27 protein-coding genes are annotated in these 21,860 nt (G+C 46.5%); 1 reads left to right on the plus strand and 26 read right to left on the minus strand.

All coding sequences use genetic code 11. The features are described 5' to 3' along the window. Nucleotides 1-320: 320 nt before the first annotated feature. From aroH to mtrB, 13 genes are all read right to left on the minus strand, one after another. Entirely contained in the window at nt 321-695 is a 375-nt protein-coding gene (aroH, locus tag ACN6NF_RS14260) for a chorismate mutase (RefSeq protein WP_016822205.1), read from the minus strand. Between the two features lie 2 nt (nt 696-697). After that, a complete protein-coding gene (gene aroB / locus ACN6NF_RS14265; RefSeq protein ID WP_474318270.1) occupies nt 698-1,792 on the minus strand; it encodes a 3-dehydroquinate synthase in 1,095 nt (364 codons plus the stop codon). 1 nt (nt 1,793) lies between these two features. Beyond that, nucleotides 1,794-2,963 (minus strand): chorismate synthase, encoded by a 1,170-nt coding sequence (gene aroC, locus ACN6NF_RS14270; protein ID WP_474318271.1) that lies wholly within the window; start codon nt 2,961-2,963, stop codon nt 1,794-1,796. A 232-nt stretch (nt 2,964-3,195) separates the two neighbouring features. Further along, entirely contained in the window at nt 3,196-3,996 is an 801-nt protein-coding gene (locus ACN6NF_RS14275; RefSeq protein WP_013371673.1) for a CheR family methyltransferase, read from the minus strand. Between the two features lie 30 nt (nt 3,997-4,026). Then, nucleotides 4,027-4,470: a nucleoside-diphosphate kinase gene (gene ndk, locus ACN6NF_RS14280; RefSeq protein ID WP_013371674.1), complete on the minus strand. Its 444-nt coding sequence runs from the start codon at nt 4,468-4,470 to the stop codon at nt 4,027-4,029. A gap of 110 nt (nt 4,471-4,580) precedes the next feature. Then, nucleotides 4,581-5,555, minus strand: coding sequence for a polyprenyl synthetase family protein (locus tag ACN6NF_RS14285; RefSeq protein WP_474318272.1), 975 nt, complete (start codon nt 5,553-5,555; stop codon nt 4,581-4,583). Continuing rightward, complete coding sequence (locus ACN6NF_RS14290; RefSeq protein WP_474318273.1) at nt 5,552-6,418, minus strand: menaquinone biosynthetic enzyme MqnA/MqnD family protein; 867 nt, start codon at nt 6,416-6,418, stop codon at nt 5,552-5,554. Before ACN6NF_RS14290 ends, ACN6NF_RS14285 begins: the two co-directional genes overlap by 4 nt. Beyond that, complete coding sequence (locus tag ACN6NF_RS14295; RefSeq protein ID WP_474318274.1) at nt 6,375-7,034, minus strand: UbiX family flavin prenyltransferase; 660 nt, start codon at nt 7,032-7,034, stop codon at nt 6,375-6,377. The genes ACN6NF_RS14290 and ACN6NF_RS14295 overlap by 44 nt, the downstream gene beginning before the upstream one ends. Further along, nucleotides 7,034-7,906 carry a UbiA-like polyprenyltransferase gene (locus ACN6NF_RS14300; RefSeq protein ID WP_474318275.1) on the minus strand — a complete coding sequence of 291 codons (873 nt, stop codon included), beginning with the start codon at nt 7,904-7,906 and terminating at the stop codon, nt 7,034-7,036. Before ACN6NF_RS14300 ends, ACN6NF_RS14295 begins: the two co-directional genes overlap by 1 nt. After that, nucleotides 7,899-8,627: a demethylmenaquinone methyltransferase gene (locus ACN6NF_RS14305; RefSeq protein ID WP_447249021.1), complete on the minus strand. Its 729-nt coding sequence runs from the start codon at nt 8,625-8,627 to the stop codon at nt 7,899-7,901. The genes ACN6NF_RS14300 and ACN6NF_RS14305 overlap by 8 nt, the downstream gene beginning before the upstream one ends. Nucleotides 8,628-8,636: 9 nt before the next feature. Beyond that, nucleotides 8,637-9,506 carry a heptaprenyl diphosphate synthase component 1 gene (locus ACN6NF_RS14310; protein ID WP_474318276.1) on the minus strand — a complete coding sequence of 290 codons (870 nt, stop codon included), beginning with the start codon at nt 9,504-9,506 and terminating at the stop codon, nt 8,637-8,639. 116 nt (nt 9,507-9,622) lie between these two features. Next, nucleotides 9,623-10,174, minus strand: a complete 552-nt coding sequence (locus ACN6NF_RS14315; RefSeq protein ID WP_474318278.1) for a hypothetical protein — start codon at nt 10,172-10,174, stop codon at nt 9,623-9,625. Nucleotides 10,175-10,272: 98 nt separating this feature from the next. Continuing rightward, nucleotides 10,273-10,503, minus strand: coding sequence for a trp RNA-binding attenuation protein MtrB (gene mtrB / locus ACN6NF_RS14320; RefSeq protein ID WP_013371682.1), 231 nt, complete (start codon nt 10,501-10,503; stop codon nt 10,273-10,275). Between the two features lie 120 nt (nt 10,504-10,623). On the opposite strand from mtrB, the gene ACN6NF_RS14325 reads away from it, so the two are divergent. Continuing rightward, nucleotides 10,624-10,833, plus strand: a complete 210-nt coding sequence (locus ACN6NF_RS14325) for a hypothetical protein (RefSeq protein WP_474318279.1) — start codon at nt 10,624-10,626, stop codon at nt 10,831-10,833. A gap of 71 nt (nt 10,834-10,904) precedes the next feature. On the opposite strand, the gene ACN6NF_RS14330 is transcribed toward ACN6NF_RS14325, so the two are convergent. From ACN6NF_RS14330 to der, 13 genes are all read right to left on the minus strand, one after another. Continuing rightward, entirely contained in the window at nt 10,905-11,177 is a 273-nt protein-coding gene (locus tag ACN6NF_RS14330) for an HU family DNA-binding protein (RefSeq protein WP_014599981.1), read from the minus strand. Nucleotides 11,178-11,217: 40 nt separating this feature from the next. Then, nucleotides 11,218-11,349, minus strand: coding sequence for a hypothetical protein (locus tag ACN6NF_RS14335; protein WP_258013985.1), 132 nt, complete (start codon nt 11,347-11,349; stop codon nt 11,218-11,220). A gap of 76 nt (nt 11,350-11,425) precedes the next feature. Further along, a complete protein-coding gene (locus tag ACN6NF_RS14340; RefSeq protein WP_474318280.1) occupies nt 11,426-12,412 on the minus strand; it encodes an ABC transporter permease in 987 nt (328 codons plus the stop codon). Further along, a complete protein-coding gene (locus ACN6NF_RS14345; RefSeq protein ID WP_474318281.1) occupies nt 12,409-13,926 on the minus strand; it encodes a sugar ABC transporter ATP-binding protein in 1,518 nt (505 codons plus the stop codon). The genes ACN6NF_RS14340 and ACN6NF_RS14345 overlap by 4 nt, the downstream gene beginning before the upstream one ends. A gap of 72 nt (nt 13,927-13,998) precedes the next feature. Next, nucleotides 13,999-15,114: a sugar ABC transporter substrate-binding protein gene (locus ACN6NF_RS14350; protein WP_474318282.1), complete on the minus strand. Its 1,116-nt coding sequence runs from the start codon at nt 15,112-15,114 to the stop codon at nt 13,999-14,001. A gap of 168 nt (nt 15,115-15,282) precedes the next feature. Further along, nucleotides 15,283-16,761: a stage IV sporulation protein A gene (gene spoIVA / locus ACN6NF_RS14355; protein WP_017427540.1), complete on the minus strand. Its 1,479-nt coding sequence runs from the start codon at nt 16,759-16,761 to the stop codon at nt 15,283-15,285. A gap of 38 nt (nt 16,762-16,799) precedes the next feature. Next, the gene (locus ACN6NF_RS14360; RefSeq protein ID WP_013371690.1) at nt 16,800-16,937 is read right to left on the minus strand and encodes a hypothetical protein; all 138 of its coding nucleotides are present in this window, start codon (nt 16,935-16,937) and stop codon (nt 16,800-16,802) included. Between the two features lie 248 nt (nt 16,938-17,185). Then, nucleotides 17,186-17,536, minus strand: coding sequence for a 2Fe-2S iron-sulfur cluster-binding protein (locus tag ACN6NF_RS14365; protein WP_017427539.1), 351 nt, complete (start codon nt 17,534-17,536; stop codon nt 17,186-17,188). Between the two features lie 42 nt (nt 17,537-17,578). Next, nucleotides 17,579-18,229 (minus strand): hypothetical protein, encoded by a 651-nt coding sequence (locus ACN6NF_RS14370; RefSeq protein WP_474318283.1) that lies wholly within the window; start codon nt 18,227-18,229, stop codon nt 17,579-17,581. A gap of 177 nt (nt 18,230-18,406) precedes the next feature. Further along, the gene (locus ACN6NF_RS14375; RefSeq protein ID WP_474318284.1) at nt 18,407-18,682 is read right to left on the minus strand and encodes a stage VI sporulation protein F; all 276 of its coding nucleotides are present in this window, start codon (nt 18,680-18,682) and stop codon (nt 18,407-18,409) included. 167 nt (nt 18,683-18,849) lie between these two features. Beyond that, nucleotides 18,850-19,890 carry an NAD(P)H-dependent glycerol-3-phosphate dehydrogenase gene (locus ACN6NF_RS14380; RefSeq protein ID WP_474318285.1) on the minus strand — a complete coding sequence of 347 codons (1,041 nt, stop codon included), beginning with the start codon at nt 19,888-19,890 and terminating at the stop codon, nt 18,850-18,852. Next, a complete protein-coding gene (plsY, locus tag ACN6NF_RS14385; RefSeq protein WP_016822223.1) occupies nt 19,883-20,491 on the minus strand; it encodes a glycerol-3-phosphate 1-O-acyltransferase PlsY in 609 nt (202 codons plus the stop codon). Before plsY ends, ACN6NF_RS14380 begins: the two co-directional genes overlap by 8 nt. 11 nt (nt 20,492-20,502) lie before the next feature. Further along, nucleotides 20,503-21,825 carry a ribosome biogenesis GTPase Der gene (der, locus tag ACN6NF_RS14390; protein ID WP_013371698.1) on the minus strand — a complete coding sequence of 441 codons (1,323 nt, stop codon included), beginning with the start codon at nt 21,823-21,825 and terminating at the stop codon, nt 20,503-20,505. Nucleotides 21,826-21,860 lie beyond the last annotated feature (35 nt).

Consider the following 21,860-nt stretch of genomic DNA (forward strand, 5'->3'; position numbering starts at 1 on the left):
AAGGTAGAGGCTGTCAGTTATTGAAATTATAAGAATGCTCCATATGTAAAATGATTACAGCAAATAGAAAAGCATACACTTATCCCTTTTGCATAACCGCGCAGGTTACCTCAAATAAGCTTCTCTTTATGAAGAAGGTCTCTTCACGGACAAAAGCTTACCCGCTACCGCTGGTCTCTGTAATCTCATATGGAATTGGCTAGGCTACACTCTTCTCATCTCAACTCTGCTCTGGCTAACTCTACTCTACTCAACTCTGCTACACACACTATATCTCATGGAATGTTACTTTGGCAACCATCAACTTAAAAAATGGACGATTATTTCCCTTGGGAAGCCAGATCTGGTCTTAACATCTGTGCTCCGTTCAAATATACATGTTTCATTTCACGCTGAGATTTATCGGTATTCACCTGCACCATCAAACGGATGCACTTGGGCAAGCTACCAGCTACAGGAATTTCTAATGCACACATGAGCGGAACCATGTCCCAGCCGTCAAGCTGACGGATGGCCATAGCTGGAAAGGCAGCATCCAGGTCATGGGTCACCGTTATCCATACATTACTAATATCCTCCGGCTGAATTTCATTATAGGATACAATTTCCTCCAGTAGTTGGCTTGTTGCTTCCAAAATTTCGTTTGCTTCATTATTCGTCACGGTCGTCGCGCCACGAATTCCACGATTGTACATCGTTACGCCTCCTCTTTTAACTGTTCAATGACTTCCCGGATGTAAGAGACGGAAATATCCTTCACAACCTCCACACGCCCTATACTGCGTGGGACAACGAAAGTAATGCTGCCTTCTTTGAATTTTTTGTCATGCATCATCGCTTCGAGCAGTTGGTCTGTATCGAGATGTGACGGAAGAGAAGTCGGTAAGCGCAGCGATGATAGCATTTCCTTCGTTTCGTTTACCAAAGAAGGATCTGCCCCCAGCTTCACACCCAGTATTGCGGAGCCAACCATACCAATAGAAATGGCTTCCCCGTGTAAAAACTCACCATACCCAGCAATCGCTTCAATCGCATGACCGATCGTATGGCCTAAGTTTAAAATAGCGCGCAAATCATTTTCTCGTTCATCACGCGACACAATTTCGGCTTTAATGGAACATCCCTTCTCCAGTCCGTACTCCAATGCCGTCGCATCCAGTCCGAGCAAATCCGTCGCATGCTCACGGCACCACTGAGCAAAATCAGCATCCCAGATCAAGCCATGCTTGATCATTTCAGCAAGCCCCGCAGATACCTCGCGAGGAGGTAATGTTGATAACGTATCTACGTCATACAGTACGAGTTCCGGCTGGTGGAAGGCCCCTATCATATTTTTCGCCAAAGGGTGATTAATGCCGACCTTACCGCCTACACTACTGTCATGCGCAAGGATTGTAGTAGGAATCTGTACGAACTTGATGCCTCTCATATAAGATGCCGCCACAAATCCAGCCAAATCACCCACCACACCACCACCAAGAGCGATAACAGCTGAATTGCGATCCAAACCGCCCTCAATGGCTGCTGTTATACCCCGCTCAAATACAGCAAGCGACTTGGATGTTTCACCTGGCTTAACAACAAATGTTACCGTTTTGTACCCCGCCTCTTGAAGATTGCTTTCCAATGTTGCCAAGTAGAATCCCGCTACATTTTCGTCTGAAACAATCAATAATGGGCTTTTTTGTGCAATTCCTCGTTCCTTCAACGACTCTCCGGCTTGATGCAACAACCCACGGACGATAAGAATAGGATAAGAACGTTCGCCAAGCTGTACCGTCAGCGTACTCATCTTAGTATTGCTCCAGTTGTTGTTCATAGGATGCAATATTCGCGCGGATTTCTTCAATTGAATCCCCGCCGAATTTCTCTAGTAAAGCTTTGGCTAGCTCCCAAGCTACCACATGCTCCATGACTACGCTTGCCGCTGGTACCGCACATGCATCCGAACGCTCAACCTGTGCAGTGAACGGTTCCTTCGTATCAATGTCAACGCTTTGCAGCGGCTTATAAAGTGTGGGAATTGGCTTCATAACGCCACGAACCACCACTGGCATTCCGTTGGTCATACCACCCTCAAAACCACCCAAACGATTCGTACGACGGTGATATCCACGTTCCTCATCATATAAAATCTCGTCATGCACCTGTGAACCACGCAATTCTCCTGCTTCAAATCCAATGCCGATTTCCACGCCTTTAAATGCATTGATCGACATGACGCCTTGTGCGATACGTGCATCCAACTTCCGATCATACTGTACATGACTGCCCAGACCAATCGGAACACCTTCCACGATACATTCCACTACCCCGCCGACGGAGTCACCTTCTTGCTTGATCAGGTCAATATATGCTTCCATCTTCTTCTCCGTTTCTGGATCGGTTACTCTTACCGAAGAAGCTTCTGTTACGGCAATCAGTTCATCAATCGGCAAATCGCGATAAGGAGCTTCGATTTCACCAATGCGGATGACCTGACCTGCTACCTTAATTCCGAACTCAGCCAGTAATTGACGAGCCAAACCGCCACATGCCACACGAATTGCTGTTTCACGTGCACTGGAGCGTTCCAACACGTTACGAAGATCCTTCAGGTTGTATTTCATTCCGCCATTCAAATCCGCATGACCCGGACGCGGCCGATGAACCCGACGTTTTTCTTCATCACTGCCTTCAATAGGCTCAATATTCATAATATTCTGCCAGTGCTTCCAATCGTTATTTTCCACAACTAGTGCAATTGGTGCACCTGTGGTATATCCGTGACGTACGCCACCAGCAATCTTCGCCGTATCTTTTTCAATCTGCATACGCCGCCCCCGTCCATATCCTTTCTGACGACGGTGCAACTGAAAATTCAATTCCTCAAAATCCAATTTTAAATTACTCGGCATACCCTCTACAATGGCAGTTAGCTGGGGACCATGCGTTTCCCCCGCGGTTAAATAACGTAAACTCATGACGCGTTCCCCCTTTAAACTGTTAAACTGTGCATCGCTAAAATCTTTAACTGTGCTTCATTATAGTATACGCACCTTTCTTTGACAAGAAAAGCCACGTCTGAGGCAGATAAACAAAAAAACACGTCCCTCAGTCAGAAGAGCTAAAGGACGTGCACTGTTGATAAGCCAGCCATCCATTACTTAAGAATAGAAATAAGTTCCTACGAAACGATGGATGATATGTACAGGCTTATGCTTTTTTGCGATAAAAAAAGGTTTCAGTCGATTCCAGACCATATTGGTTAGGAGAAAAGATTTGCTCGGTACTGCCGACAAATAGAACACCGCCGGGACGAAGGCTGGCAGCAAACTTTTGATACAACGCATGTTTGGCCTCTTCAGTAAAATAAATCATAACATTTCGACAGATAATGAGATCGTACCCATCCTCAAATCGATCCAGCAGCAAGTTTTGCTTTTGAAATTTCACAGCCTGTTTTAAACGGTCATCAATCCGATACATGGCACCATCTGGTTTAAAATATTTGCTAGCTACCTGCTCAGGTACATCCTTGAGTGAGCGCTCCAAATATTTACCTTCCTTGGCTTTAGCCAATGCACCATCATCAATGTCGGAAGCTGTAATAGAGCAATTTCCTAAAATTCCTTTACCGTCGAGAACCATAGCCAAGCTATAGGGCTCTTCACCAGTCGAGCAGGCCGCACTCCACAGCTTAAGCTTCTGCTTTCCCACAAGCAACTGTGGCAAAATGATATCCCGCAGCACTTCCCACCGATTGGGATTTCGCCAAAACTCGGAAACATTGATCGTCATACGATCCAGAAATTCATAGAATAGAGGTTTTTCCTTCATCATGGCATCATAAAAAGAAACAAAACTGGGAAACCCGTTTTTGTTGCGAAGCGTCGTTAACCGCCTTTTCATCTGTGCTTCTTTGTATTGTGCAAGATCAATACCTGTGCTGTCCTTGATTTTGCGGATAAACGCTGTGTAATCGGGGTCCGTCTGACCCAGTTCCAGATCCGTCATGCTACCATCCTTCTTCATACGTAATTAAACTTACACCCAGGTCGCTACAGTTTTTTCATACCGAACCAATTCTTCCGGTGTGAAAAAATTTGCAATCTCGCGCTCTGCGCTCTCCGGTGAATCTGAACCATGAATGAGGTTAAACGGTGTATGTGCAGCAAAGTCTCCACGAATGGTGCCTGGTAGAGCCTCTGTTACTTGTGTTTTACCAATCAGCAAGCGGGAAAGCGTAACAATGTTATCCCCTTCCCAAACCATGGCAAATACAGGTCCTGATGTGATAAAGCCTACAAGCTCTTCAAAAAAAGGCTTGCCCACATGCTCCGCATAATGCCGCTCTGCTTGTTCTCTAGATACCTGCACAAGCTTGCCAGCCGCCATTTTGAAGCCCTTGTCTTCCAAACGACTGACAATACGTCCAATCAGTCCGCGTTGTACACCATCCGGTTTAACCATCAAAAACGTACGATCCATCGGCTCACTCCCAATCCAATCTAATGTATTTATACAGTACTAATCTGTATTGTAACAGAAAGATTGGAAACGGTTAAAGTATTTTGTCACAGCAAACCTAAAATACAACTTTAGTAGGAACGGCGTGTCACAAAATGAGCAATATCGCGCAGCGTCTTTTTTGTTTTGACATCTGGTAGTAAGTCCAGCGCGTTCAGCGCTTTATTAATATATCGGTCAGCGAGAATTTCAGCTTTAGCGATTCCTTCACTTTTTTTGATCATATCCACCGCTTTACGTGCGTCTCCTTGCCCGTCCCCATCCTGAATTCGCCGGATTTCAGCCAGCAGATCATCTCGTAGTTCGGGTTGTTCAAGCGCATAAATGACCGGAAGCGTAATATTGCCCTGTCTCATATCGCTGCCTGGCGGCTTGCCTATCTTTTTTTCTGTTCCACACAGATCAAGCAAATCATCCTGAATTTGAAAAGCCATACCTACGTTATAGCCATAGCTGTACAACAGAGAGTTGACTCTTTCCCGTGCTCCTGCGGCCATAGCTCCCAACTGGCAACTGACTGCAATCAACAATGCCGTTTTGCGCCGTATACGAAGCAAGTAATTGCGCACACTCTGATCCACATTAAAAAAATCACGTATTTGTTCCATTTCACCAATCGACATCTGTACCAACGCCTTAGACAGCACTCGGTGAATATCGGGATTCGGCAGTCCAGCAGCAATAGATAGTGCGCGTGCATATATGTAGTCTCCAGTGTACATAGCCACCCGATTGTCCCATTTGGACTTCACGGTGGGTTGGCCGCGTCTCGTTTCTGCATCGTCAATCACATCGTCGTGAACGAGAGAGGCAGAATGAATCAGTTCCAGAGGTACCGCTATGCGCTTGAGCTTGTCCAGATCATATTCTCCGAACTTGCCCCCCAGCAATACAAATACGGGACGCAAACGCTTGCCCCCTGCTTTAAGTAGATGAAGCGACGTATCATTAATCAACGGCTCCCTACTGTCAATGCTACGGTACAGCTCTTCTTCTATGAAGTTCATATCCTTTTTTAATAAACCGAACAAATCCAATCGTTTCATTCTTTCACCCGTGTCAGCGTATTGTCACTCCAGAGAAGCGGCTTCACTCGTCGGTCAAGCAGCCCCAGTTCATATGCATACTGAAAATAAAGCTCTAAACCTTGTTGTTGCTTCTCTCCAAAATCATAACACAGATTCGTAAAGTAGCGCTCCCAATAATCTTCCGAACCTCCAATTTCCTTGCAAGCTTCAGAAATAACAGGTGCTAGGTCAGACAGACCACGCTGCTTGCTTACGCGGAACGCACTCGCAATTTCAGCCACCGCAGCGGGATTCTGAGCAGCAACAGCACGTCGAACTGCCCATACAGCAAAAGTCATACTGTAGCCCGTCCAGCGTTTCCACTCTTCCCCGAGGTCGGTTACATACAGGCCCTCACTTCGCCAGGATGCCTTGATCGCGTGATCTCCAATCAGCAGCCCTGCATCCGCCTGTTCCAGCATCAAATCAAGATCTGGTTCACAGTCAAAGTAAGTAGGCTGGCCTTCCCATGCCTTTTGCATCAAAATTTTCAACAAGTTCACCGATGTGGCTGAAGTATTCGTCAGTGCAATGGTGCCGTTAATGATTTCGTTTAGCGGCTTGCGTGAAAATAGTAATATGGATTGGACTGGACCGTCTGCACTAACGGATAAATCGGGCAACAGCAGCATTTCCTCAGCACCCGATGCATACGCAAAGGAGGACATCGCACTCATATCCAAACTCCCATTCAGCATGCCTCGATTCAATTCAGCCGGAACTTTGGAAACCATCTCCGCCGAATGGAGAAGCTCTGAAGGATTAAAGTAATGAAAAATAGGCCAAGCGTTTGTATATTTAATTTTTCCGATTGTGATTGTCTTGGTGTCCGGTATCGACATCGGAATCCCCCCATCTCGTAAACAGTTGATGTTCTATACGCAAGCTGTCTAATACTTTGCCTACGAGGAACAGTACAATATCATCCAGCGTCTTTGGATGAAAATAAAAAGCTGGCATGGCCGGAATCATTTTGACGCCGAGTCTCGCAAGCTTAAGCATATTTTCCAAATGAATAGCATGTAGCGGTGTCTCACGAGGCACAAGGATTAGCGGACGACCTTCCTTCATCATCACATCTGCTGCACGCGTCATGAGATTATCAGACGAACCGTGCGCTACCGCTGACAACGTCCCCATCGAGCATGGCATGATAATCATGGCATCGACCAAATAAGAGCCGCTTGCAATAGAAGCTCCAATATCTGTAAACGGATGGTATACAAGAGAACCGGGACGGCCTCCGAATTGTTCATTCAAAGCTCCTTCCCGGTCAGTCACATTCCAGCCCAGCTCCTCTTTCAATACCCGCCAGCCAGCATTAGAAACAATCAGGTGAACTGTATACTGCAAGTCCAGCAGTGTCTCTACCAGTCGTACACCATAAATGCTTCCGCTCGCACCTGTAATGCCAATAACGATTCGTTTGCCTTGATGGTTGCTCACCTGATTATTCATTAGTATTGACGCACCACCAAATCAATCAGTGTAAAAGCAAATACGACAATGCTAAGTACACCGTTCATAGTAAAGAATGCCGTCTGCAAACGACTCAAATCTTTTGGAGAAACGATATAGTGCTCATAAAATAAAATAATGTATGAAATAATCATGCCCGCCAGATACCACCAGCTTAAATCTGCAATAAAGAACAGTACGATAAATCCGATCGCTGTAATAACATGGAACGCCCGGGCAATGTTCAGAGCACCTGCTATACCAAAACGGGCAGGAATAGAATAAACCCCTTCGTTCTGGTCAAAATCAATATCTTGACAAGCATAAATAACATCAAAACCAGCGGTCCAAAATGCAATCGTGAGATAAAGTACAATTGCAGTCAAGTCCATTTGTCCCGTCACTGCAACCCACGCGCCTAGCGGCGCCAAACCAATGGTCAAACCGAGTACAACATGGCACAGCCAAGTAAAACGCTTGGTGTAAGAGTAAAAAACAAGCATAAAAAAGGCCAGCGGGAACAGCTTGAACGCCAGCGGACTTAACTTGAATGAGGCCCAGAATAGCAACAACAAGCTAACGATAATAAAAATCACCACTTCGCTCGATTTGAGCAGCCCTGCCGGGATGGCGCGTCCTGCTGTACGCGGATTTTTCCCGTCAATCACACGGTCAATCATACGATTGAAGCCGAAGGCTGCGCTACGTGCGCCAACCATAGCCAGCAAGATCCAACCGATCTGCGGCCATGAGGGAAGGTTGTCCGTCACGACAACTGACCCCAATACAGCCCCCATAAATGCAAATGGGAGCGCAAATAAAGTATGTTCAATTTTAATCATTTCCAAAAAAATAGCAATTTTCTTAAACATGCTGACTCTCCTTGATTCCAATATGCAATGCCGCAATGCCTCCGGTGAGAGAATGAGCCTGAACATCCTTCAATCCGACTTCACGAAAGATGTCAGCCAGTTCATCCCTTCCTGGAAAAAGCGCCAACGAATCAGGGAGCCATTTGTACTGCTCATAACGTTTGGCGAACAATTTGCCGAGCATGGGCAAGATGTGCTGAAAATATGCGTAGTAAATTCCCTTGAACGGCTGCCAAGTAGGTTTGGACAACTCCAGGCATACAACCTGCCCACCTGGTTTGACGACTCGTTGCATTTCCTGCAACACGCGGCGCAAATCAGGTACGTTGCGTAGACCGAAACCAATCGTCGCATAATCAAATGAATTGTCTTCAAAAGGTAGATCCATCGCGTTGCCTTGAACAAGCTTGATTTGCTTTTCACGGGATTCCGATGTAATCTTTCGCTCGCCAACATTTAGCATGTTCTGGCTAAAATCCAATCCTACGATGTGACCACTTTCACTTGCACGCGCCATCGCAAGCGTCCAGTCACATGTCCCACAACAAAGGTCGATTGCCGTATCGCCGTGATGCATGTTCATTTTTTTCATCGTAAATTTCCGCCAAGCCTTATGTCTACGAAAGCTCAGTATATCGTTCATCAAATCGTATTTACCGGCTATACTTTCAAACACGCCATGAACGAATTGCTCTTTCGGCTTGGTGTCGCTTGATCCCATGACGTTCACCTAACCTTCCCTCACAACCGGGTGCGAACTGTTTAGCAGCTTCTGGAAAGGCTCAAGCATGCATTCAAATTCCTCAATCCCCGTGTTTTGTTCATCTGACAGGGTCTGCCGGATGTGTGTAACAGCCGTGCGAAGCTTGTCCAGTATCGCATCCTCGGCTTTGTATTTCAGCATAAGCTTACGCCAAACTTCTGTTTCAGTACCAGCCTCTGAAAGCAGCACCTGCTCATGCTGGTCTCCGTTACCGTAAATATGCCAGAAGATATATCCGAAACGGGACTTGTCCGGCTCTGCCCGCTTCTCCCATTCCTCCACTAAGGTATCACAGAGAGCGAATTCGTTAAGAAGCTGCCTCCAGACTTCCTGATCCTGTTCTGCAATAAGGGAAGTCAATGATAAAAAAAGCTCCTGTTTGAAGCGAACCATCTGAAATAAATACTGAGCGGCATCCAATCGAAAACGCTTCATCTCCCAGTACAAGCTCATTTTCCCTGCGTTCACTTCACATACAGCATCACTCAGCTTCGAAATGGCCTCGATTCGACCTGCCATTGCGAGTAGCTGATAAAAACGGCTACTGAAGTAGTCACCAGCTAACACTTTCAGTTGTCTGGAACGCATCTCTTCCGGGCTTCGTATACCGGATAGAGTATCAATCATATCATGCGTATCCAGTCCCATCTGCACAAGTGATGTAACTAAAGCGTACAGTTCATCCTCACTGGCATGCAGCCCTTGCGCATTCCGGTTCAAAAACTCAAACAGCAAACGGGTACGGCTGTCAGGAAAAGCCGGCATTTCCGTATGTTGTTGAATCATGTCGTATTCCACATATTTCCTTGCTAATTGAGGTACGCGATACGGTTTCATCCTAAGCCTCCGAGCCATGACTTTCTGGTATACTCAAATAATTGCAATGCCTTATATTATATCACAATTTAAAATGATTCGCGACTAAAGTACTGTAGGTCCAGCGGTAGAAACATCTAGTTTGTATATACACCGCTAAACCTGTTTTGCCACATGGGCGTTACTGTAATGCGGAAACGAGATTTCAAAGCTTCTGGCAGTTCAGCGCCTTCCCGATTTCTAAGTTGTTCCAATGCCTCGTTCGTCCACTCGTTCCGGCGTATATCGGATGCCAGCAGCAAATGGCGTTCTCCTGACCATTCATCCTGCGTCACCACCCGCAACAGCAATTGCCGTACATTCGTCGTTCCGTAAAAGCTAAAGGCGGCAAGCTCCGCCATGTTTTGATAAATCTCCAGAGGTGTGGTTTCTTCCTTGGACAGCTTAACATCCAGGGTCAGGACAGAATGTTCCCAGCTTGCACTTGCAATCGGTGTGGTCAATGGAAGCTCGTTCAGTGTATCTACCAGATTGTCATCCGTCAGCAACACTCGTTGCTGGGGCGAGATTGTTGCCTGTGTTTCACGAACTGCTGCGGTACCCGAGTCCAGCATCTGTAAGGACGGCAGCAATATTGCTGCTGCGGTGGTTATGAGAATGGAACCACCGAGTACAATCCAAGGTTTCATCAGAGCCTCCCCTGACCCCTACCCCATAATGTGGGTTTGCTACGGTAAAGGTCCTCACTCTCATTGTACAACAAAAAAAAGCAGGCTATGCCTGCATTTTACTCCTCCGTATCTACAACTCCGTGCTTGGTCATCACCACGGCCTTGCCGCGAATTTTGATGGCAGAAGTATGATCCGTAAATTGAACGATCATCACCTCGCCCTTGTCCAATTTTTCTGAGTGATGCAGGCGTGTATCCTGACCTCTCGTCAGACCAAAAACCTGACATCCATTGCTTTTTGCTTTAATTACGACGTACTCACTGCTGCCCGTCACGTTATCTTCCATGTCCTTTTCCTCCCTGAGAGCCGAAGCTATATTTTTATGATGGAGATTTAAGCTTGTTTTGTCAACTACCTGCTTCCCACGCTGCCTGCAACAATTAGTGCTTCCTGTGCCATACTATCTGTGCAGTCCCATCTATTAACGAAAGGAACGGATCTGATGGAAAACTATCGTCCCGCCAATCTCAGTCCTGCTCAGATTGAACAGCTTCAACGGCTGGAACATGAATTTGTCGAGCTGACAGGTGAACCCTTAGTGCTGATCGCTTATGCCTCGCAAAACGGCAGGACAAATCCCTCATCTTCAGTCCATGGCGCCTCTACCACAAAGTAAATAGAACAAAAAGAAAAGGCCGTGAATCAAATTCACGGTCCTCTCAGCGCATTGGGAATATGTAAGAAATCTTATTTAATTCCGTCTTTGAGCGCTTTACCCGGTTTGAATGCCGGAATTTTGCTCGCAGGGATTTCGATTTCTTCTCCTGTTTGCGGGTTACGTCCTTTACGTGCAGAACGTTCACGAACCTCAAAGTTCCCGAAACCTACCAGTTGTACCTTGTCTCCGTTTTGCAGTGCTCCAGCGATCGCTTCAAATACTGCATCGATTGCTTTCGTTACGTCCTTTTTGGACAATTCAGTGCTTTCAGAAACCTGATTGATCAAATCCGTTTTATTCAATATATTCACCTCCCAATTCAAGTGTAGTCCAGCATTAAGGTTATCGGTGTGCTCCGCCGATAATGAAGTCGCCTGTATAAAATAACCCGGGCGGCATACTGCCTTCCATAATGTTATCATCTGTTTCCGTTTCGTCGTTAAATATACATAGAATATACCTAACCACCGCCATATAGGCCGAAACTGGCGTTTTATGGCACCCTTCTTGCGTGGAACAAGGTTTATAGTAATACAGTCGACAGACAATTTCAAGTACGACGACGGTTCAGTACGTAAAAAGTAACAGCCAGCGCAAGCACCAGCACTACTCCTTTGACAATGTCATGGGCAAAATATTGCACATTCATCATAGTCAGTCCATTAACTAATACGCCGATTAACACCGCACCAATAAATGTACCAATAACATTGGGTTTGCCAGCACCAAACACTGAAAAGCCGACGAATACTGCAGCTACCGCCTCCATAAGTAAGGAAGAGCCAGCGTCAATTTGACCCGAGCCTACACGCGAGGCATACAAAATACCGGCAATTGCCGCAAATACGCCTGAGGCAATATAGGCCAGCGTACGGACTTTTTTTACCCGTATACCCGACAGACGAGCAGCCTCCTCATTCCCGCCAGTTACATACATTTGACGTCCATGCTTCGTGTAGGTTAAGAAGACATGCACCGCCGCCACAGCTAACAACAGTAAAATAACCGAAATTGGGACACCTAACCATTTACCTTGTCCCAGTAAAAGAAATGCTGGAGATATCTCCCCTGGAGCCTTGCTGCCATCAGGAAACTGCATATGATTGTAAATGGTGTAGCCCTGTGCGTACGTTTGGTGAATACCGCTTACAATATACATAATGGCTAGAGTTGCGAGCAAATCGGGGATACGCAGTTTAATAATTAAAAGTGAATTTAATAGACCAACCAAAGCTCCAACAATCAGAGATACAATAATGACCACTGCAACAGGCTGTTCATACCAGACCATCAACGAAGCTGAGACGACCGTTGTCAAAGATACCGTTGCACCAACCGATAGGTCAAAGCCGTCCACAATAAGTGACAACGTCACACCAATGGCAACGAAAGTAACAATCGCAATGGAGCCGAGAATATCCATTAAATTATCATATGTCCAAAAATAAGGTAATGTGGCTGAGAAGAACGCCAATACACCTATAATGACAACTACGGCACCGTAACGAAACGAGACATTTAACCATTTTTCCTTCATGACTGCACCGCTTTCCCACCGCTGGCGTATAACAGAAGCTGTTCCTGTTCGACTTCGCCCCGCGCAAATTCCCTTATTATTTTGCCATCATACATGACTGCTATCCGATCACCAATGCCAATACCTTCAGCAAATTCACAGGTAAGATAAATGATCGCTTTTCCTTGCGCAGCCAAGTCTCCAATAATACGGAAAATATCACTTTTTGCCCCTATATCCACACCCTTGGTTGGCTCGTCAAAAACAAATATATCCGCACCAGAATGAAGCCATTTTCCTATCGCAACCTTTTGCTGATTCCCACCGCTCAAATACTTAACAGGCTGACGCAGTGAAGGCGTCTTAATACCAAGAGAGGCGACAATACCATTGCCGTTATTACGTTCTTTATGCCGACTGATGAAACCAAAGACACTCAGCTTGCCCAAGAGCGGAAGATTAAGGTTTCGTTCCACGCTCTCCTCAATCAAAATCCCTTGCTTACGTCGCTCCTCGGGTATAGACACAATTCCTTGGGCTACCGCGTCCGCTGGCTCACGCATACGAATGAAGCGCCCCTTGAAGGTAAGCTCTCCCACATCAGGCTTGTCTGCCCCTGTAAGAAGTCGTGACAGCTCCGTCTTGCCCGCACCGACCAAACCCACAATAGAGAGAATTTCACCGCGTCTGACGTGCAAATCAACGCCGTGAACTCGCAATCCCTTACGGAGCCCTCTTGCTTCCAATACCGTTTCACCAATAGGTACCTCTTTTTTAGGAAATTCCTCATCAAATGTTTTCCCAAGCATATATGTGACAATGCCACTTACATTTAAATCAGAAGCAGGCCCCGAGAACACGCGTTCACCATCACGCATCACCGTAACACGGTCACTGTGCTCGATGACCTCTGGCAATCGGTGGGTGATAAGAATACATGCTACTCCCTCATCCTTGAGGGTATGGATTGTGCGGAACAAACGCCTCGTTTCTTCCTCGCTCAGCGGTGCCGTTGGCTCATCAAAAATGATAGTATTCGCCTGCTGTGTCAAAATCCGTGCGATGAGTACAAGCTGTTTTTCTGCCAATGTCAATTCTGACACGTATCGTCGTACATCTATATCAACCTCCAAACGCGCTAATGCCTCACGTGCCCGCCTACGCATGGACGCTGGTGCAGCCCACCATCGACCATCAGGTGCAGACAAATCGTCCATTACAATATTCTCAGCGACGGTTAGCTGAGGCACAAGCGCTGAATCGACTTCTTGATACACACAGTGAATTCCGGCTCTTTTGGCTTCCCACGGTGAACTAATGATCAGTTCCTTGCCATCCACGACGATAGCTCCCTGATCGAAACGATACGCACCGGACAAGATTTTCATTAATGTGCTTTTCCCTGCTCCGTTGGCACCCAGCAGAGCGTGAATTTCGCCACCCTGCACCGTAAAATCCACGGCTCGCAACGCATCTACACCAGCAAACTGTTTGCTGATTTTCTTCATCTCCAATGTATATACTTGTGAACTCATGGTGCCTCCTCACTCCTGCTTATGATAAAAGCGCGCCGAAGCGCGCCTTTACATTTGCGTTATGCAGCAATTTTATTTGGACGTTTCATATTCCTTCATCCAATCCTTGTAGCCCTGCTCACTCTTGCCCCATCCTTTCACATATTGAGACAACTCGGATGTGGAAATTTGCTTATCCGGTAACTCTTCGCGCTGCACATATACTGCCTTCAGCACAACCTTCTCCTCAGGGTTATCCCCATGCAACTTCTGGTATGCATAGCGCACTTGTACACGCCCGATATCTGTTGGATCTACGGCTGCTGAAGCCACCCAAGGGTTTTTCGGGTCCTGAATCATTTGCAAATCTTCATCACTCATATCAATCCCGTAAACTTTAATTTCCGTACGCCCAGCTTGTTGTATCGCACGAGCTGCACCTTTGGCAAATTCATCCCAAGCCGCCCAGACTGCTGTAATTTCTCCCTTAGGATATTGCTTTAGCACTGCTTCCATTTTGGCTTGCGTATCCAAAGCAGGATTCTGAGCCGAACCAAAAGTCGCGATCTCTTTAATATCTGGATTGGATTTCAAAAATGCATCATAAGCAACCTGACGACGCTCCATTGGAGCAAACCCTGCAACCCATACTTTCACAATGTTTCCTTTGCCACCGATGTCCTTTTTCATTTGCTCCAACGTCAGCTCCGCCATGCTTTGGTCATCCTGTGAAAGCACTACCGCGCCCGGTACATTGACCGCAGCATCGAAGACGATAACTGGAATATTGCGGGAAATTGCTTTTTTGAGTCCTGGCTCCAGCAATGCGTCACCATGGTCAGTCAAAATGACGTCAAACTGCTGGTTAATCGCACTATCTAGCAAAGAAGCCATTTTAGCCTTATCGTTATTGGCAACAAACTTGGTCAGTGTACCGCCAAATTTCTTAACCTCATTTTCCACACCTTGCACATACTGCTGCGAAAATGTACCTGTGTTAAACTCCATGATCAAAGCAAACCGTTTACCCTTTAAATTTAAACTATCCGTTTTTCCATCTCCTGTATTCGTTCCTGCAGTGCCTGTCCCTTGAGCGCCGCTTTCTGTTTTCGGCGCGCCACATGCTGTGACCAGTATAATCAGCACCAGCAGCATGATGGCTCCGAGCCCTAGCTTCTTGTTTTTTTGGAGCCCTTTTTGGATATACATGATTTGTTTCCCCCTCGTTCCAAGCACTAATATGTTTCAAATTTGATACTTAATATATCGCGTTAAACCAAGTATGTAAATAGGTTTTATTAAATATAGAAAAATACCGCAAAGAGCAGTCAGCCCTCTACGGTATTTTCCTTGTATATTTTTGGTCATGGCCTAGCCTTAAAGAATGATAGCAATAAGACCACCAGAACCTTCGTTAATAATGCGACCCAGCGTTTCCTGAAGCTTGTAGCGTGCATTGTCCGGCATCATGGCGATCTTGCCTTGAATACCTTCACGCACAATGGAATGCAGCGAACGTCCGAAAATGTCTGATTCCCAAATTTTGATTGGATCATTCTCAAAGTCTTGCATCAGGTAGCGTACGAGCTCCTCACTTTGCTTTTCTGTTCCGATAATCGGAGCAAATTCCGATTCCACATCGACACGGATCATGTGAATGGAAGGGGCTGTCGCTTTAAGCCTCACACCAAATCTTGTACCCTGTCGAATCAGCTGTGGTTCGTCCAGCGCCATCTCGGCCAGTGACGGAGCAGCAATACCGTATCCTGTTGTCTTGACCATTTCCAGAGCCTCGGCAAAGCGGTCATATTCCCTTTTAGCGTGGGCAAAATCTTGCATCATTTGCAGCAAATGATCCTTGCCGCGAATCTCTACCCCGACGACTTCAACCAAAATCTGGTCATAAAGCTCATCAGGCGCATACAAATCGATTTCCGCGACGCCCTGCCCCATATTCATTCCGCTTAATCCGGCCCTGTCGATGAACTCATACTCCATAAACTGGCTGACCACCCGATCTACATCACGCAGGCGTCGGATATCTTTAACCGTATCACGAACGGAATTTTCATAGTTGCTACGCAGCCAGTGATTTTCGTTCAATACCATAACCCAGCTCGGCAGGTTCACATTCACCTCATGCACCGGGAATTCATACAATACTTCACGAAGTACACCCGTAACATCATCTTCCGTCATGGTCGCCGCGCTGAGTGTCATGACTGGAATATCATACTTGGCAGCCAGTTCACTGCGGAGTTGAAGTGTTTCATCACTGCGTGGATGCGTGGAGTTGATAACCAGAACAAATGGCTTGCCAACTTCCTTCAACTCTTCAATGACGCGTTCCTCCGACTCTACATAAGAGCTACGCGGGATTTCAGCAATGGTGCCGTCTGTGGTGACTACCACACCGAGTGTCGAATGTTCTTGAATAACCTTACGTGTACCGATTTCTGCCGCTTCCTGAAAAGGAATGGGTTCTTCAAACCATGGTGTAGAGATCATCCTTGGACCATTTTCATCCTCGTAGCCTTTTGCACCTTCTACTGCATATCCCACACAGTCAACCAGACGTACATTCACGTCCAGTCCTTCCGTTACTTTGATCTGGACGGCATTATTCGGTACGAATTTAGGTTCCGTCGTCATGATCGTCTTCCCTGCCGCACTTTGCGGCAACTCGTCTACGGCGCGGGCACGGTCCGCCTCACTCGTAATGTTGGGCAGTACAATCGTTTCCATAAACCGCTTGATAAACGTTGATTTTCCTGTTCGGACCGCGCCGACGACCCCAAGATAGATGTCTCCTCCGGTGCGTTCGGCAATGTCTTTAAAAATGTCCACTTTCTCCAATGAAATCCCCTCCTCAAAAGTCTCCGAAGGAAAAATGCTTAAAGAGCATCCGCTTCGTGTTCAACCAACTGCTTGATCCCAGATGCGGCAGAACAGCCTTTAAAATGCCCGGAAGTCGTCCGCCGCCGAGATTCAGGAGACTGATGGAATCGGCGAAACGGCGTAAACTCGTACATGCATTTGGACTGATACCATCATATGTATCCCCTCCGTAAAATATGTTTAGTTTTTTAAAAATAGATTACGTCACCATGATCATTGCAGGAACGATATTTTACGTTTGGGTCCACTCACCTAATATATGCACAGCAAGATTTCCACATGACTTTGTTGCTAGACTTAAATAAAAAAAGGATATTTCTCTGACCGGTTCTAGCCGTCGAGAAATATCCTTTGTTTTTTGTTCTAATTATTAAAATCGATATTACCACAGTTCGTCATCCAGCGCCTGACGCTCCAGTTGCCGCCTAATAGCTGCCTTGAGTCTATCCTCCGGTATGGTTACCTCTACATCACCTTGAGCGCGGGCCTGACAGGATAAACGTATTCCTTCATTCAGTAAAGGTCCCAGCTTACGCTGTTCTGCATCATTAGGGTGACCTGCGAGCTCAGCCCGTTCCGGTGCTATCTGCACTTTACACATCAGACAGGCTGCTTTTCCATCACAACGAGTGGGAATATACACACCTGCTTTACGGGCAGCCTGGAGCAATGACGTGCCCTGACCGACTTGAACACGCTTGCCTGACGGCTGGAACGTAATCTGTACATTCATGAACGGTCCTCCATTCACCTTTCCTATTAATACGCGTGCAACTTATATTTCATTGCTCATCTGGATTAAGGAGTGTAGTTCTGGCCAAGGGAGAAGCTCTCCGAGCTTGCTCAACTGCTCCTTATTCCAAATGTTACTGACCAATAGCTGTGTTAGTATCCCTATGTGTCGTTGCGGGTCTCGCTTCATGACATCTGCAATCGCTTGATAGCGGTCGGGGCGATTTCGCAACAGATTGAATAGCAACTCGTGACTGAGAGGCATCAAACGCAATGAGGTATTTTCCAGATCAAGCTGTATCCCAGCCGACCAGAGTAGCCGCTCGACCTCTAAGCGGTATAAAGCTCCATCACATAAAACCTCAAATCCTCCCACCAATTCGACTGGAAATCCCTCCAGCTCATAGTGGCTTAGCAAAGAAACGTAAGATCCGCTACGGTCAACCTGCTGTTGGTCTATACTCACACCTGGCGAGTGCGCGTGTAATAGCTTGGCGGCATGAATATCCGCATAAATATCAATGTCCCGAGGCAGACGATCCAGTTCAACTTCTTGCACAAGTAGTGCACAGCTCCCCCCCAGTATCCACGGAACTGACACCGCTGACCAGCTCTCAGTCAAGCTATCCAGCGCAACTGCCAGATCGTGAGGAAACCTGTCCACTAACACTGATGATATTGCCTCCTTCAACATCATTTCCTCCTTTGCTGTCTTTCCTCCCGTTTCCTGATGGGCATCATTATAACATGTTCGACATGGCAGTTCGACATTTTGTGTACTGAAAAAGCACTTTACTGCCTGAAAATATAAAAAAACCGCGAACCTTCCCGGTTCACGGTGAATAAAACAAACCCTCGCACGGCCAGTGTTTTATTTTTTCATCATCATTTTCATTAACGCTTCCATATTGGAAGGATTCATTCCGCTCTTTTTGACGGCTCCGACAATATCCCTGATTGTATCTTCCGATACCGGAATGTTAGCCATCGCAGACACCTGTTTTATAAGCTGACGCAACTGCGCTTCACTTTGAAGCGTGTCCGGCTTTACCGTGCCTGCCAGCTTTTTCACTGCATTTTCGGATATGTTTTTGCCGCCTTTTTTGTTAATGGCCTTCAATGCATCTTTCGGAAAGTTTTTACTCACAATCTCCCCTCCTCCGCCATTGCTCAACTCAGTCTATGAGTGGCGGAGACAAAAGGTGATTAAGCATACAAAAGACATGCCAAATGCCTAACTAAAAAAGGCTATCTCATCGTAGAAAAATCTACTCATGAGACAACCTTTATAATTTAGAAGCTGGCTCTGTGTTCTTATGAATGCCATTGCTCCCAAGTTTGAAGCGGCATGACTTCCATCTCGGTTTTCGGATCGCGACCCATTAATGCCTCAACGGCTTTGCGGACATCACGTCCTTCAAACAGCACTCCATACAGCACTTCTGTAATAGGCATTTGAACACCCAATTTTTGCGAGATAGCGTATGCTGCTTTTGTCGTACGAATCCCCTCTACGACCATACCCATAGATTCCAGTACGGCATCAAGCTGTTGGCCCTGCCCCAATAATGACCCTGCACGCCAGTTGCGGCTGTGACGACTCGTTGCGGTCACAACTAAATCGCCTATACCAGCGAGTCCGGCAAAGGTTAGTGGATTAGCCCCCATCTCAACTCCGGCACGGGTAATCTCAGCCAATCCACGGGTCAATAGAGCCGCTTTGGCATTATCACCGAAGCCAAGTCCATCCGACATTCCCGCGCCCAGTGCGATAATGTTTTTTAAAGCACCGGACAGTTCTACACCGAGCAAATCACGATTTGTATAGACGCGGAAATAGGAGTTCATGAACAGTCCCTGGGCAGCCTTAGCAGCCTTCTCATTGGCAGAAGCTACAACAACCGTTGTAGGACATTTCTTCACCACTTCCTCCGCATGGCTCGGGCCTGACAGCACGGCAATATCATCCTCCGCGATTTCCAGCTCTTCCGAGATCACCGTGGACATACGCTTGAGTGTCTCTGTTTCAAAGCCCTTAATGGCATGTACTACCAGCATATCCTTGGTGAAATGAGCCTTCAAACTATGTGCAACCTGCCGAGCGGCAGACGAAGGGGATACGATGATCACCGCTTTAGCTCCAGATACCGCAGTCTGCATATCCGTTGTAGCTGAAATGCGATCAGACAAAATAGAGCCTGGTAAATAATGCTCATTCGTATGCTTCTCATTGATCTCAGCAGCTTGCTGTTCGCTTCTCGTCCAGACAGAGACATCGTTGTTATTGGTCGCAAGTACGGAAGCTAGGGCTGTTCCCCAACTCCCTGCCACCAGCACAGCTATTTTCTCAGACAAGACGATCTCCTCCTTTGGAGCCAAGCTTATTCTCATTTCCCCGTGCCAACTTAACTATATTAGTACGGTGTCTCCACACAGCGAACAGGCAAATGATTAAAGCCGTCCAAAATAACGGCCAAGCAAAACCAAGTACGAGTAATATCCAAGGGGTCAAAATGACAAAAATTAGTGATCCCAAGGATACATAACGCGTTATTACGATCGCAAGTATCGCAATGATTCCGGCATATAAGGCCGGCAGCAAGGCAAGCGATGCCAATACACCAATGGCAGTCGCTATCCCTTTACCTCCGCGAAAGTGAAAATATACCGGCCAGTTATGGCCCGCAATCGCCGCAATGCCACACAAACCCGGTAACCAGGATGATTCTCCACCCAACCAGTGCCCTATCAGCACCGCAATAACCCCTTTGAGTACGTCCAGCAGCAGTACCAGAATAGCTGGGCCTTTTCCAAGCACACGCAGCGTATTCGTCGCACCGGCATTGCCGCTTCCATGCTGGCGAATGTCGATTCCTTTTAATTTTCCATACAGCAAACTAAAGCTGACAGAGCCAAGCAAGTAACTGAGTACGATGGCAACGATCTGTAAAATCAACCTATTCGCTCCTAACTTTCGTCAGACTTGCGCCGTGTAAATATACGAATTGGAGTTCCTTCAAAATTAAAGGCGGCGCGAATTTTGTTCTCCAGATAACGCTCATATGAGAAGTGCATTATCTCAGGATCATTTACGAATACAACCATCGTAGGCGGTTTAACAGCAACCTGAGTCACATAGTTAATACGCAGACGTCGGCCCTTGTCTGTTGGTGGTGGATTGATAGCAACCGCATCGGAAATGACATCATTCAGCAAATGTGTCTGAATACGCATGACATGCTGCTGTGCCACATGCTGTACAACTGGAAGCAACTTTTGCAGACGTTGCTTGGTTTTTGCAGACAAGAACACAATCGGAGCATAGGTCATGAATAGAAAATGGTCACGGATTTTCGTCTCAAACTGGTGCATCGTTTTATCGTCTTTATCTACGACATCCCATTTATTAACCACAAACAGTGATGCTTTACCCGCTTCATAAGCATAGCCAGCAATGTGTTTATCCTGCTCAATAATGCCTTCCTCGCCGTTAATAACAACCAGTACAACATCTGCACGCTCAATGGCACGCATCGCACGCATTACACTATATTTTTCAGTCGTTTCGTACACTTTACCACGTTTACGCATACCTGCCGTATCAATCAGTACATACTTTTGACCGTCTTTTTCAAAAGGCGTGTCAATTGCATCACGTGTTGTGCCTGCGATGTCACTGACGATAACCCGTTCTTCTCCTAGAATGGCATTAACGAGTGAAGATTTACCTACATTCGGACGTCCGATCAAAGCGACACGTATAACGTCTTCATCATAATGATCTTCTTCTAGCTCAGGTAAATTGGACGTAATTGCATCCAATAGATCACCGATCCCTGTGCCATGACTACCAGAAACAGCAATTGGATCACCAAATCCATAAGAATAAAACTCATAGATCAGATCGGCGCGACTGAGGTTGTCCACCTTGTTTACTGCTACGATGATCGGTTTACCCGAACGATACAGCATTTGAGCTACCTCTTCATCCGCTTGCGTTATTCCAGCTTTTGCATCGCTCATGAATACAATAACATCTGCTTCTTCTATTGCGAGTTCGGCCTGCATACGGATGGACTTCAGAATAACATCCTCACCATCAATCTCAATGCCGCCGGTATCAATAATACTGAAGGATTTACCATTCCACTCCGATATACCGTAAATACGGTCACGAGTGATTCCCGGTTTATCTTCCACGATGGACAAACGATCCCCGATAATCCGATTAAAAATCGTGGACTTACCCACATTCGGACGACCAACGATAGCCACAACGGGTCTTGCCATAAATTCACTCCTCCTGTCAATTCTTCCGCTTTCAT

Source organism: Paenibacillus sp. TSM33 (genome assembly GCF_056099025.1).